At 48.6% G+C, this 13,174-nt stretch carries 13 protein-coding genes; 5 read left to right on the top strand and 8 right to left on the bottom strand.

What is annotated here, in order from left to right; all coding sequences use genetic code 11:
- Positions 1-117 precede the first annotated feature (117 nt).
- The 4 genes from ACZ5DR_RS12850 to ACZ5DR_RS12835 all read left to right on the top strand — a co-directional run bounded on the left by ACZ5DR_RS12850 (position 118) and on the right by ACZ5DR_RS12835 (position 5,980).
- Positions 118-1,404, top strand: coding sequence for a di-heme oxidoreductase family protein (locus ACZ5DR_RS12850; RefSeq protein ID WP_377369950.1), 1,287 nt, complete (start codon positions 118-120; stop codon positions 1,402-1,404).
- The gene (locus ACZ5DR_RS12845) at positions 1,404-2,462 is read left to right on the top strand and encodes an imelysin family protein (protein WP_377369948.1); all 1,059 of its coding nucleotides are present in this window, start codon (positions 1,404-1,406) and stop codon (positions 2,460-2,462) included. The genes ACZ5DR_RS12850 and ACZ5DR_RS12845 overlap by 1 nt, the downstream gene beginning before the upstream one ends.
- Position 2,463: 1 nt before the next feature.
- Entirely contained in the window at positions 2,464-3,576 is a 1,113-nt protein-coding gene (locus ACZ5DR_RS12840; protein ID WP_377369946.1) for a DUF1513 domain-containing protein, read from the top strand.
- Positions 3,577-3,694: 118 nt separating this feature from the next.
- On the top strand, positions 3,695-5,980 hold the full coding sequence (locus tag ACZ5DR_RS12835) for an EAL domain-containing protein (RefSeq protein ID WP_377369944.1): 2,286 nt from the start codon (positions 3,695-3,697) through the stop codon (positions 5,978-5,980).
- Positions 5,981-6,050: 70 nt separating this feature from the next.
- On the opposite strand, the gene ACZ5DR_RS12830 is transcribed toward ACZ5DR_RS12835, so the two are convergent.
- Positions 6,051-6,323, bottom strand: coding sequence for a hypothetical protein (locus ACZ5DR_RS12830; protein ID WP_377369942.1), 273 nt, complete (start codon positions 6,321-6,323; stop codon positions 6,051-6,053).
- 185 nt (positions 6,324-6,508) lie between these two features.
- The gene (locus ACZ5DR_RS12825) at positions 6,509-6,934 is read right to left on the bottom strand and encodes a VOC family protein (RefSeq protein ID WP_377369940.1); all 426 of its coding nucleotides are present in this window, start codon (positions 6,932-6,934) and stop codon (positions 6,509-6,511) included.
- 128 nt (positions 6,935-7,062) lie between these two features.
- Here ACZ5DR_RS12825 and ACZ5DR_RS12820 point away from each other — a divergent pair, with 128 nt between their 5' ends.
- A complete protein-coding gene (locus ACZ5DR_RS12820) occupies positions 7,063-7,941 on the top strand; it encodes a LysR family transcriptional regulator (protein ID WP_377369938.1) in 879 nt (292 codons plus the stop codon).
- On the opposite strand, the gene ACZ5DR_RS12815 is transcribed toward ACZ5DR_RS12820, so the two are convergent.
- From ACZ5DR_RS12815 to ACZ5DR_RS12790, 6 genes are all read right to left on the bottom strand, one after another.
- The gene (locus tag ACZ5DR_RS12815; protein ID WP_377369936.1) at positions 7,923-8,867 is read right to left on the bottom strand and encodes a 5-oxoprolinase subunit C family protein; all 945 of its coding nucleotides are present in this window, start codon (positions 8,865-8,867) and stop codon (positions 7,923-7,925) included. The genes ACZ5DR_RS12820 and ACZ5DR_RS12815 overlap by 19 nt on opposite strands.
- A complete protein-coding gene (pxpB, locus tag ACZ5DR_RS12810; protein ID WP_377369934.1) occupies positions 8,867-9,556 on the bottom strand; it encodes a 5-oxoprolinase subunit PxpB in 690 nt (229 codons plus the stop codon). The genes ACZ5DR_RS12815 and pxpB overlap by 1 nt, the downstream gene beginning before the upstream one ends.
- 13 nt (positions 9,557-9,569) lie before the next feature.
- Positions 9,570-10,295 carry a 5-oxoprolinase subunit PxpA gene (locus ACZ5DR_RS12805; RefSeq protein WP_377369932.1) on the bottom strand — a complete coding sequence of 242 codons (726 nt, stop codon included), beginning with the start codon at positions 10,293-10,295 and terminating at the stop codon, positions 9,570-9,572.
- 9 nt (positions 10,296-10,304) lie between these two features.
- Entirely contained in the window at positions 10,305-11,612 is a 1,308-nt protein-coding gene (locus tag ACZ5DR_RS12800; protein ID WP_377369929.1) for a TRAP transporter large permease, read from the bottom strand.
- 2 nt (positions 11,613-11,614) lie between these two features.
- Entirely contained in the window at positions 11,615-12,127 is a 513-nt protein-coding gene (locus tag ACZ5DR_RS12795; protein WP_377369927.1) for a TRAP transporter small permease, read from the bottom strand.
- Between the two features lie 62 nt (positions 12,128-12,189).
- Entirely contained in the window at positions 12,190-13,152 is a 963-nt protein-coding gene (locus ACZ5DR_RS12790) for a TRAP transporter substrate-binding protein (protein WP_377369925.1), read from the bottom strand.
- Positions 13,153-13,174: the final 22 nt, after the last annotated feature.

Below are 13,174 nucleotides of genomic sequence, written 5' to 3'. Positions count from 1 at the left end.
TTGATATAGGGGATGACGCAGGTCATCCCCTTTTTCCGTTTATAAGCAGTACCAAAGATGTTACCAATTCGTACCCTTTGTGTTGCCATTTTTTTGTGGTCGACTAGCTCGGCACTTATGGCAACTGACAGTGCTTACAACTCTCCTTTCTCGGGGTTAACCGCCGAGGAAAAGCAAGCCTTTTACCTGGGAGAAAGCCTCTTTGAGCGCTTTTGGGTGCCCTCCCCATCCTCTACCACCGCCAGTGATGGCTTAGGTCCATTGTTCAACGCCCGCTCCTGTCACAGTTGCCATATTAACAGTGGCCGTGGCCATGCCCCCAAAGACGGTCAATTAGGCAGTCAGGTGCCCTCTTTTTTTATTCGCTTAGGGCAAATCAAAGCCGACAGCCAAACCAATGTTTTGGGTGATCCGGTATATGGTCGTCAGTTTCACCCCTTAAGCAGCACCAATATTCTGCCCGAAGGGGATTACACACTGGATTGGCAAGAGTCATTAGTCATCTTGGATGACGGCACCGAGGTATCTTTACGTAAGCCAATCCTGCATTGGCAGTCATTGCATTACGGTGAGTTCGATCCGAACACTGGCTTCTCCCCGCGGGTGTCTCCCCCATTGGTTGGCATGGGGTTATTGAATGCAGTGCCAGAATCGGTCATTTTAGAGTACGCCGACGAAGACGACAGGGATCAAGATGGCATTTCAGGTAAACCCAATTGGGTCGTTCGTGATGGCAAGCAAGTATTGGGGCGCTTTGGTCACAAGGCCCATATCCCCACATTAGACGAACAAAACCAATCGGCTTTTAATGGAGATCTCGGGTTATCTACGCCACTCTTTCCTAACCCAAGCGGTGATTGCACGCCTAAGCAAGAAGATTGCTTAATTGCTCCCAATGGCAATAGTCCTCACCTTGATAACCTTGAAGTGGGTCACGAGCAAATGGCTGTAGTAGATGCCTATGTTGCCCTTAGCCGACCACCGACCATGCGAAACCTGTCGGAAGATTGGTTTCTGGACGGCAAGAAGATTTTTGATACATTAGAATGCGGCAGCTGCCATCGACCCAAGCTGTCCACCGGTACGGCGTCTTATGATGTCCTAGCAAATCGCGACTTTTACCCATTTACGGATCTGTTATTGCATGATTTAGGTCCAGAATTACAAAACGGATTCCCCGTCGCCAACGCCACACCACAAGAATGGCGTACGGCACCTCTTTGGGGGATCGGTCTTTCAGAACAAGTGTCGGGGCGAAACGGCTTTTTACATGATGGCCGTGCTCGCACCATTGAAGAAGCCATTTTATGGCATGGGGGCGAAGCTGAATCCAGCCGCAACCAATATAAGTCACTGGACGCTCGGCAACGTGCGCTCTTTATCAGATTTTTGGAGTCTCTGTAATGTTTAATAAGAAAACAGCCCTAGCCGCTGGTTTCGCAGTATTAGCGGCCTCAGCCACTAACGCTGCTGAATCTTGGAATCCTACCCTAGATCAGATCCAGTCTCAGTTCATTATTCCAAAATACGAGGCCATGACTCAAAGCGCCCAGCAGTTGGCAGAGTCTGTTGAGTCCCTCTGCACCACACCGGATGCCAGCCACCTTGCCAAGTCCCAAAAGGCGTTCCGTGACAACGTTGCCGATTGGCAAACCATTCAATGGTTAAACTTTGGCCCAGTGACCTACTTTATGCGCTATTACGCTTACGAATACTGGCCTGATAAAAAAGGCGTAACTCAGCGTCAACTTCGGGCTCTAAGTGCTTCTCCAAACATGATGGAAGCGCCTAAGTTCTGGTCATCTGCGAGCATTGCAGTACGTGGTATGACCGCCATTGAGTCGCTGTTGTTTCACCCTGATTTTGATGTAGTCAATCGCAACAGTGATTGTGAAGTACTCGAAGCGGTAACACGCCATCATGTGACCACATCTGCCGATGTACTGAAACAGTGGCGAGAGAGCCAAGCCACTGATTGGGTCTTTGCAGAAGAAGGTGATAACACAAGCCTAGATCACATGGTGGTTGAGCAGTTTGTGCAGCAATGGCTGGAGCACATGTCTGTAGTAAAAGACGCCAAACTAGAAACGCCCATTGGCTACAATAGCCGCCCTAACCTTAAGCTGGCGGAGTTTTACCGTAGCGAGCAATCCTTGTCGTCCATTCAAACAAACTTGAAGTCTTACCGTGTGCTTTACCACAGCGGTAGCCCATCCTTATACGACACGGCCATCACTGAGCAACCTGAATTGGCAGTGGCATTAGAAAATGCTTTAGCTGACAACGTAAAAATTGCCCTGCAATTGCCTGATGATTTCTTCACTGGAGACTACAGCCAAGAAGAACGGGTTAACTTAGCAAAACCTCTGGTGAAATCCATTTCTAACAGCCAAACGCAGCTGACTAACTTAGTCACAGCCTTGGGCTTTCAAATTGGCTTTAACAGCCGAGATGGAGATTAATATGCTAAGCAGACGTGCATTTTTAGGGGTGTCTTTAGCAGCCTTATCCATTCCTACCTGGGCTTCCAGTGTGCCCGTTTCTGGGAAGTCGGAGTTGTTCTTTTCGGCCTTTTCCAAAAGTGCCACTGAGCATTTTATCGGTGCCTTTGGTAGTAATGGACAGCTTATTTGGTCTATGGCGTTGCCAGACAGAGCCCATGCACCGGTCGTACATCCGACTCACAGCGTAGTAGGTGCCGTGGCCCGTCGTCCTGGCTTTTATATGGACTTCTTTAACCCGCTTACAGGGGAAGCCATTACTTGCATTAAGCCTCAAGCAGAGCACCATTTCTATGGTCATGCCCTATTCACCTCGGACGGCACTCGCCTCATCGCTCAGGAAAACCATTACCCAACGGGACATGGCAAGATCACCATTCGGGAATGGCCATCCGGAAAGTTGCTAGCACAATACAGCAGTGGCGGCATTGGCCCCCATGAATCGGTGCTGGCTCCCAATGGCACCTTAGTGATTGCCAATGGCGGCTTAAAAACCCACCCAGACAATGATCGAGAGATTCTTAATCTCGAGACCATGGCGCCTAACGTTTCTTATCTGTCTCTTGAGACGGGGGAGCTACTGAATCAAGCGGCCCACGAGCAGGCGCTACATAAGCTCAGTATTCGCCATTTGGATGTGAACCAAGACGGTGTGGTCGCGTTAGGCTTCCAGTACCAAGGTGAAATCTGGGATCAAGTGCCCCTAGTTGCCCTATCTACACAAGACTCTAACCAGCTTGAGTATTTGGAAATGCCAGAACAGATTCGCTACCGATTTAAACAATACTGCGGCAGTGTGTGTTTTGATGCTTCTGGCAAAACCTTAGCGATCAGTACCCCACGGGGTGGATTTGTGGCTTACTGGGATGTAGCAAGTCGAGCATTCCTTGGCGTAGACAATTGTCGCGATGTTTGTGGCTTGGTGGCCACGAACAACGAAGGGGAATTTGTCATGACTAGCGGATCAGGCAAACAGTTAATTTCGACCCCAAGGTCAGGATCAATCTCTCAGATCAACCAAATTGATGGCGCAAAATGGGATAACCATCTGAGGCGTATAGAATTTATTGTGTAAAAATTGTCGTTTAAATCAAACTCAGGATAGTCAGAAGACGTTTTTTTAGGTAATGTTTACCTCTTGTGTTTGCACATTTTGTGCAAACACTGTCCCGTTTTCTAATTGTAGTAGTTTGATGTTATTAGACTTTTTTAAGCATTACTTTTTAGTTGGTAGCAACTCTGTTGAAAACAGTGACAAGGATTCGTTTCAAATCAGTGCATTACGCATTTTATTAGCGTCATGTCTGATTGTTTTTACAGCATTCACCATTCACAGCTTGTCATTCAATACGTTTGACAATGATAGCCTTTATATTACTTTGCTTAGCAGCGCTTACGTGGCCTTATTTGGCTTGTTGCTTTGGCTCTCCCAAAGCTACACCAAGCTCGCCGCCTCGGCCCTTGTGGTTTTGCTCGCCACCACAGGTGTCTCTCTGGTGCTGCTTTCTACAGATTCCAGCGCCATCAAATTTGGCTTGACTGCACTCTACTCCCTGCCCTTGATTGTGCGGCTGTTTTTCAGCTTCCGCGTGTCCTTAGCTTTTAGCTTTGGTAACTTCGGCACTTTCGCATTGGAGCTGCAAGAGTCTTATCACTTCCCAAATCTCGGCGCTTTAGGCGCACCTGACTATAGCTCCTTCTATTTTCAGTTATTGGTGTTTGCCTTATTGAACTTTGGCCTACCTCTGGCGGTGTCCCGTGTCTTGCACACATTGCAAATGTCTATACAGCGCTTCAAAGCACTGACAGCAAAGCTCAACCACCATACGGAGCTTTACGAAGAGATCTTTGAACACACAGGCACCCCAACCCTTTTGTGTGATCGCAAAGGTAAAATTCTTAAGGTGAATGAAAAGGCCGAGGCGCTGCTGACAAAAGGCCAGCACAAGACCATCGAAGGCTCCCGCATCAATGATTGGGTGACCTCTACGTCGGACTCTTCTAACCGCTATTTTTGGCAAAAGAACGCCTCAGAATGTACCCTAAAATCTGACACTAAGAGTTCACTCGAGGTACATCGCTCGTCCCTAACAACACACGGCCACTATGTGCTGCATCTACAAGATGTCACCCATTTACGAGCCTTAACCCAAGAGCTGGAAAGCACCCAACAAACCAACTCTCGCCTGACGCACTTTGATTCTTTAACCCGCTTACCGAATCACCCTAACTTCTGTCGTCAGGTAAACCACCGTATTCGCAATGTGTCCGACTACTACAACGGCGCCATGTTTATCGTTCGTATCAGCCAGTTCAAGCTACTGAACAAGCAATACGGTCGTGAGCAGGCTAACCGAGTGATTCTAAACTTCTCAAAAGTGCTGCAATCTCGCCTATCGGACAAAACCATTTGTGGTCGTTTACGTGGGGTGAAGTTTGCGTGCTTTATGCCCGTGGGACAGACCTATTTGATTCAGCGCAATTTGCGTACCCTGATTAAATCCGTCTTGCCAGAGCAACTTCAAATTGGTGAGGATCTACTGAACATCGACTATCAAATCGGCGTGACCTACTACAACAACGAAGGTGAAACCTCAGAAGAACTGCTAGAACGCTGTGAAATGGCGTTGGAGTACTCCACCTCCGCCGAGCGTATCTCTTTCTTTGACCAGCAGCTTGAAGCCAAACTGATTCAAGAGCATAAGCTAGGGCTTGCCCTGTCTGACGCTATTAAAGAAAAATCCATCGACATCTGGTTACAGCCCCAAGTGATTGGCTCGGGTGAAATCCGATCTTTTGAAGCCCTTGCTCGTTGGCGCTTAGAAGACGGCAGTTTTGTCTCCCCAATTGTCTTTATCAAGCTTGCAGAAGAGCTGGGCTTACTGCCTAAACTGGCTGAAAGTCTCCTAAAGCAGCTAGTGGAAGTATTAGAAGGCTGGCACAAGGAACACATCAAGACCCCTGTTGCTTTTAACCTAGCTGGGCAGGAATTGATGAATGACCACTTCTTTGCCCAATTAATGGCGATGACATCTGAGCGCCCATGGTTGAGTGACATGCTGGAATTGGAGATTACTGAAACCAGCCCGGTCATGACTCACCCATTGATTCATAAGCGTCTACGCACCTTGTCACAATATGGCTTCTCCATTGCCATTGATGACTTTGGCACGGGGCAAGCGTCCATGGGGCAGTTGATCGATATCCCTGCCAACATTCTGAAAATTGACCGTCGTTTTGTGGCGCCACTTCCAAATGACAAACGCCATTTGGACATTGTGAAGTCCACCATTCAACTGGCCAGATCCCTAAACCTTGCGGTGATTGCAGAAGGTATCGAAACCCGCGAGCAAGCGAATCTATTGATTGGACTTGGCTGTGACACCCTTCAAGGTTATTACTTCGGTAAGCCCTGCCCAATCACTGACTGGACTCAGAATAACAACGAGAAGGCCAAAGAACTGCGTATGGTGTACTGATTCACCGGGCCTGATGTCATAAAAAAAGCCAGCATTATGCTGGCTTTTTTATGTTCGGATCACACCGCCATTAGAATAACAACTTGTCAAAGACAGCACAGTCCGTGTAAATGAATTCTTCATCTGCCCTAAGTCGAGCGGCTTTATCTATGAGCTTTTGCGACGCTTCTTTCTGACGGGGTGAAATGTAATCTGAGGCAACATTCTTTTCCAATGTTTCTAAGTAACGATTCAGCTTGTCCGTGCATTCGTCTGGCGTTTGACCATGGGCATAGCTTCCTAACAGCACGACCGCTGCAGCAACCATTGGCTTAGATACGCTTCGAACAATACGTTTTGACATGACACCCTCAGACCCTGATTTATGAGCCGATATTTAAGCATAAGCAAGCTCTAGGTTGAACGTCAATCCAAGAAAGTTTTGTGCAACGGAGAGTTTCATCAGGCAAAAAAAAACCAGAGCAATAAATTACTCTGGCGAACAGAAAACTAGTAGTCAGGGTGAACAAAAATCAAACGTAGAAACGCTTATTTCGCAAACAATAGACTCATGTCTTTGAATGCTTTGAACTCAAGCGCGTTACCGCATGGGTCCAATAGGAACATGGTTGCTTGCTCGCCAACCTGTCCTTTAAAACGAACATAAGGTTCAATCACAAACTTGGTATCAAAAGATTTAAGACGCTCAGCAAGCGCTTCCCATTGCCCCCATTCCAATACGATACCGAAGTGTGGCACAGGCACATCGTGACCATCCACTGGGTTAGTTGTGGCATGTTCTTGGTCAGGTGTTTTTGGGTGGTTATGGATAACCAATTGGTGACCGTAGAAGTTAAAGTCAACCCAAGTGTCCGCAGAGCGGCCTTCTTCTAGACCAAATACATCACGGTAAAATGCACGAGCCAATGGAACATCGTACACAGGGATTGCTAGGTGAAACGGCTGTAAACTCATTTTGATTTCCTTTTATGTGGTCAGTCAGAACGCTTTTGAACGTTTTCTTTGATGTTTTCCATTCTAATACTGGCAATAGAGCAAAAAAATCAATATATTTTTTAAAAATACATAAAGAGATTTTATGAATGATTCGCGAGTTAAAAACCCTGCTCATGGTAGCCAAAGAAGGCACATTTGCCGCTGCTGGCAGTAAAATCGGCCTGACCCAAGCGGCGGTTAGCGCCCAGATGCAACGCCTAGAAGAAGAGCTAGGGCTCAAGCTGTTTGACAAGGTAGGTCGTAGCTCTGAGCTCAATGCCACGGGCCGCCAAATACTAGAGCAATCCAAAGACATCATTGAGCGCTACAACGCCTTAGGCACGAGTACCGACTCCAATGTGGGAGAATTAACCCTAAAACTGGGGGCGATTTCCTCTACCCAACGTAGTGGGCTCCCCACCATCTTGAAACACTACTTTCAGATTCAGCCAAATGTGCGCATCAAGGTGTTACCCGGTGTTTCGATTAAATTAGTCGACTTGGTGGACAGTGGCGAATTGAGTATGGCTGTCACGATCCTGCCCCCCTTTCCTTTGCATGCGGATTTGATCTGGCGCCCCTTGGTTAGCGAGCCTTACGTGTGCGTGGTGCCAAACGGCTGTGACGTCCAAGATTGGCGTACTGCCTTGAAGACCCTACCCTTTATCCGTTACGACAGATCTTCATTTGGGGGGCGTCAGGTGGATCGTTTTTTACAGCGAGAAGCCATAGAAGTGCAGGACAAGTGCGAAGCAGATGAGTTAGAAGCCTTGATTGGCTTAGTGGCAGCAGGAACAGGCGCAGCTCTGATCCCGAGGGCTTTTGACTTTACCCCATGGCAAGATGCCATCAAGGAGCTGTCCTTAGACAGCCACACCTTCTATCGAGAGGTGGGGCTGGTCTACCCTCGAAATCAGCAGCATTCTGCGCCGATTGCAGATCTTATTAAAACCATTGAAGCGTATTATCACGCAACAGTGGAGTAACGTCTCGACAAGGTATCTAAGCGAGCATGGAAGAGGACGCGCTCTTGCTCTTCTTCTTCCACGGATATCGCGCTAAATTGCACTTTATCTCCAGCCATTTTTTGTGCCAATAACGACCCACCCCACGTGGTGACACAACCCATTTTCGGGTAGCCACCGATGGTTTGGCGATCCTTCAGCAGCACAATGGGCTGACCATCCTTTGGAATCTGAATCGAACCATAGGCAATGCCTTCGGACACAATACCAGCACCATCATAAGCAATAGAACGACCTTCCATGCGATATCCCATGCGATCAAAGCTTTGGGACACCTTATATTCACTGGATAGGAAATGGGCCACTTGGATGCTGTTAAACTGGTCATGTTGGTAACCAAGCACCATGGGAATCTCTTTGCTTGAGTAATCCGGAATAGCAAACCGTGGCACATTGTTTTGCAGGGCTCCAAAGAAGGCTTCAAAGGGAATCAGATCTCCTTTTTGCAGCTTTTCTCCTTTACCGGTCAAACCACCCACTTTTTCACGGATTACGGTAGATACACTGCCCAGAGTCGGCTCACATTGAAAGCCCCCTACCACCGCAAGATAGGCACGCAGACCATACTTGGGTTGCTGGAATGCCAGACGGTCACCCTTTTCCACTTTATAAGTTTGCCAACAGAGCAAGGGCTCACCGTTTAACGTGGCCCCCAGATCTCCCCCGCATAGTGCAATGGTAGTCGGCGCTGTGGCTTCTAATGAAAATAAACCATAGGTGATTTCAATCTGAGCAGCATTGTCATCGTTACCCAATAGACGGTTACCTAAACGAAAGGCATATTCGTCCATTGGCCCACCATTGGATAACCCAATGGCATGAAAACCACGACGGCCTAGGTCTTGGATTAATGCTAAGACACCGGTTTGAATGACTTTAAATGCCATTAGAACTTACCTCCCATGGCCAGATAATCGTCCCGCGTAATAGGCTTAAAATGAATCCGATCCCCTACTTTCATCAGAGAAAGGGACTCACTCCCCCAGTCCACTAGCTCTATGGGGGTACGGCCCACAAGGTGCCAACCACCAGGGCTTTCGCTCGGGTAAACGGCGGTTTGCTTCTCCGCAAACGCCACCATCCCCTTCGCCACTTTGAGACGAGGCGTGTCTCGACGAGGTAACTGAATGCGCTCATCCAAGGTGCCTAAGTACGCATAGCCCGGCATAAAGCCGATGGCGTAAGCACGGTAAGAGCGACCACTGTGGATGGCGATGACTTCCTCTGGGGTTAAATTGCATCGCTTCGCCACGTCCAGTAAGTCTGGCCCCACTTCTGGGTCATAAAACACGGGAATCTCAATGTCACAAGCGGAAGTATCTTCTACCTTGCTGGTGGCCAAATTGGCAAACAAGGTCTGAAAGCGCTTGGCAATACTGTGGCGATCATAATGGTACGGATCAAACACCACCATCAAGGTGGTGTAAGAAGCAATCACATCGACAATGCCTTTATCTCCTTCCAAGGCATTCACCACAGAAGCTATGTATTCAGAGACGGCTTCGTCCACTTCTTTAGAGAACTCAAAGAAGCAGGTCTGACTATTTAAAAACTGACATTCGGTTGGGTACATCATAATTCAAAACGCCTTACAAAATGGCGCGAGCGCGTTTCACTGCATCCAATGCATGGGGGTTATCTCCATGAATACAGATACTGTCTGCTTTCACCTGTAGCACACTGCCAGTTTCAGTGGTGACTTTGCCCTCTTTTAACAAGCCAAGTACCTGCTGCTCAATCAGGTCAACGGAGCGATGGACGGCATTGGCTTGAGAGCGTGGCGTTAAGCGTCCTTCTGCGGTATAGAGACGATCCGCAAAGGCTTCAAATAACACAGGCACATTGTGCTCTTTAGCAAGGGCTTCGATCTCCTCACGCTCAGGCACGGCCATCACCATCAAGGGTAAGCTACTGCTTATTTCCGCCACAGCCTGCATCACAGTTGCCAGCATTTTGCTGTCAAAGGCCATCATGTTGTACAGCGCGCCATGGGGCTTCACATAATCCAAACTCACACCATGGGCCTGACAGATACCCTGTAAAGCACCCACTTGATATTGCACTAGGGCTTTTAACTCGTCTGGGGCAATGTCCATACGACGGCGACCAAAGCCTACTAGATCAGGGAAGCCCGGATGAGCCCCCACAGATACGCCATGCTGTTTCGCTAAGGCAACGGTTTTGCTCATAATCAATGGATCGGACGCATGGAAACCACAGGCAATGTTCGCTTGATTGACGAATGGCATGATCAAGTCGTCCTGTCCCATTTTCCAAGCACCAAAGGCTTCGCCCATATCACAATTTAATAACATTTGAACTCCTTAACGCTGAGACATAGTGGTTGGCAAGTAGGTCACGATCTCTGGGAATACAGTCACCAGAACGATTGCCAAACCAATCAGTAGGAAAAATGGCAAGGCTGCACGAGCCACATAAAGGATGCTCTTGCCGGTTAATGCTTGAATCACAAACAGGTTAAACCCAACAGGTGGCGTGATCTGGGACATTTCCACCACGAAGACGATGAAGATCCCGAACCACAGCAAGTCGATACCAGCCGCTTCTACCATAGGCAGCACCACAGCTACGGTCAGAACCACCACGGAAATACCATCCAAGAAACAGCCCAGCACCATAAAGAAGATAGTCAGGTAAACGATCAACATCATGGGCGACAGATTGAGCTCTGCAATCCATTCCGCAAGGGATTTAGGAATACCTAGGAAGCCCATAGCAATGGTCAAAAAGTGCGCTCCCACCAAGATAAAGGTGATCATACAAGCGCTCTTTACAGCCCCCATTAAGCTGTCCATAAAGCTTGCGAAGCTTAACGCTCCCGTTAGCCCAGCCAGCGCCAAAGCTCCTGCCACACCGATGGCTGCAGCTTCCGTTGGCGTTGTTAATCCACCGTAAATGGAACCCAACACAAAGCCGATCAAGCCCATCACAGGGAACAAACGGCGGATGGCAATAACTTTCTGAGCCAAAGGCACCGCGCTTGCGGATTTAGGCGGCAGCTCGTCTTTGTGTAGCTTCGCCCAGATCATGGTGTAACCCATAAACAAGGTCACAAGTAGTAAGCCCGGTAGCGCACCCGCCACAAACAAACGGGCGATGGAGACTTCGGCTGCCACCCCATAAACAATCAAGATAATGGACGGAGGGATCAGCAACCCAAGGGTGCCCGAACCCGCCAAGGTACCAATGGCCATACGGTCACTGTAACCTTGCTTTTTCAGCTCTGGCAAAGTCATGCGGCCAATGGTCGCAGCGGTCGCAGCCGAGCTACCAGAGACTGCCGCAAAGATGCCACAGCTAAAAATGTTCACATGCAGCAGCTTACCCGGAACGCCCCCCAGCCATGGGGACAAACCTTCAAATAAATCCGTAGAGAGCCGCGTGCGAAACAGGATCTCCCCCATCCAGATGAACAATGGTAATGCGGTAAGGGACCAAGCCGTCCCCGCACCCCATGTGGAGGTACCAAACAACAAATCGATTTGGTAATTACCCGACAGCAGCAAACCCAAGCCGCCCACGGCGATCAGGGTAAAGGACACCCACACACCAAAGGCCAACATGGCGATCATGACCACCGCTAGAAAAATAGAAATTAACGTCATATCCATGGTTAGCCTTCTCCCAACTCATCTTCATGTTTCATGTAGTCAGGAGTCTGACCTTTCAGGGCGCTCCAAAGCGCATCTAGGGTAGCAAACACCAAGGCGCAGGCACCGATAGCAACAGGCAGTTGTGGGATCCAAAGCGGTACCGGCACATAGCCATAGGACACTTCGTCATAGACGTAGGATTCATACACCATGAAGACACAGGCGTAGGCGATGCCAATGCTCAGCAGTACGCCCAGCACCAACACACAACGTTCTTGTAAAAGACGTGCTTGGGTGCCAAAACGTTGGATCACCAAGGTCACGCGAATATGGCCCCCTTCACGGAAGGTATAAGCCAAACCAAAAAAAGTAGAAGCGGCCAAAGCAAACCCAGCAAAGTCCTCTGCTGAGGGCACAATAAAACCAAACAAACGGCCGACAATTTGTAGCAAAAGCAACAAGGTAATAGCGACAATACAGGCGCCAGAAAGCAAACCAGACAACTGGTAGCCTTTAGATTTCAGGGAACTCATAGAGACCCTCCCAAGAGTGGCACCGCGTCAGAGACTGACGCGGTGGGTGGAGAGGTAAGGTATTAAGGGTTGTAGCGTTCTAGGATCTTACCGATCGCTTCTGGATCTTCCGCTTTCCATTCTGCGGCCATGGTTTTACCGATTTCCACCAACTCTTCGACGAATTCTTGAGTCGGCTCAGTCACGTTCATACCGTTATCACGCAGGATTTGTGTATCGTTTTCACCACGCACCTCTACACGCTTCCAGCCTTCGCTTTCAACATGCTGAGCAGCCGCCATAACGATGTCTTGGGTTTCTTTGTCTAGACGACGGAACGCACGGTTGTTAACGATTACGATGTTTTTCGGAATCCATGCTTTGATGTCTGTGTAGTAGTCAACATAGTCCCAAGCTTGCGTGTCTGCCCCCGTAGAAGGAGATGTCACCATGGCCTGAACGATGCCAGTACTGAACGCTTGAGGCACATCAGGTACTTGTACTGTGGTTGGCACTGTGCCCATCAAGTCCGCTAGACGTGACGTGGATGGACTATTTGTACGCATTTTTTCGCCTTTCAGGTCAGCTAGGTTTGACACAGGCATCTTGGTGTACAAGCTTTGTGCTGGCCATGCCACAGTGTAAAGAAGCTTCATACCGCTTTCAGCAAGTTTGGCCTCGATAGAAGGCTTAGCAGCTTCCCATAGGGATTGAGCGTCACCATAAGTAGACGCCAAGAATGGAATGTTGTCGTGTTTGTAAATAGGGTCTTCGTTACCCATGATCGCCATGAAAATCTCACCTACTTGGACTTGTCCAGAGCGCACAGCTCGTGGGATTTCCAAGTGCTTAACCAAAGAGCCGCCGGAGTGAACGGTAATGTCCAAGTCACCGCCAGTTTTCTCTTTGATTTCTTCAGCGAATTCGTATGCCAGTTGAGTAGATAGGTTACCGTCACCGTATGGCGTTGGCATGTGCCAAGTCGCAGCAAATACAGAAGACGACAGCAAGCTGGTTGCGATTAAAGTAGTTTTTAATGGCTTCATGAGTGTTCCTATTTAGTTTTTA

Source organism: Marinomonas vaga, assembly GCF_055388305.1.
This window is presented reverse-complemented; position numbering and strand designations above follow the sequence as displayed.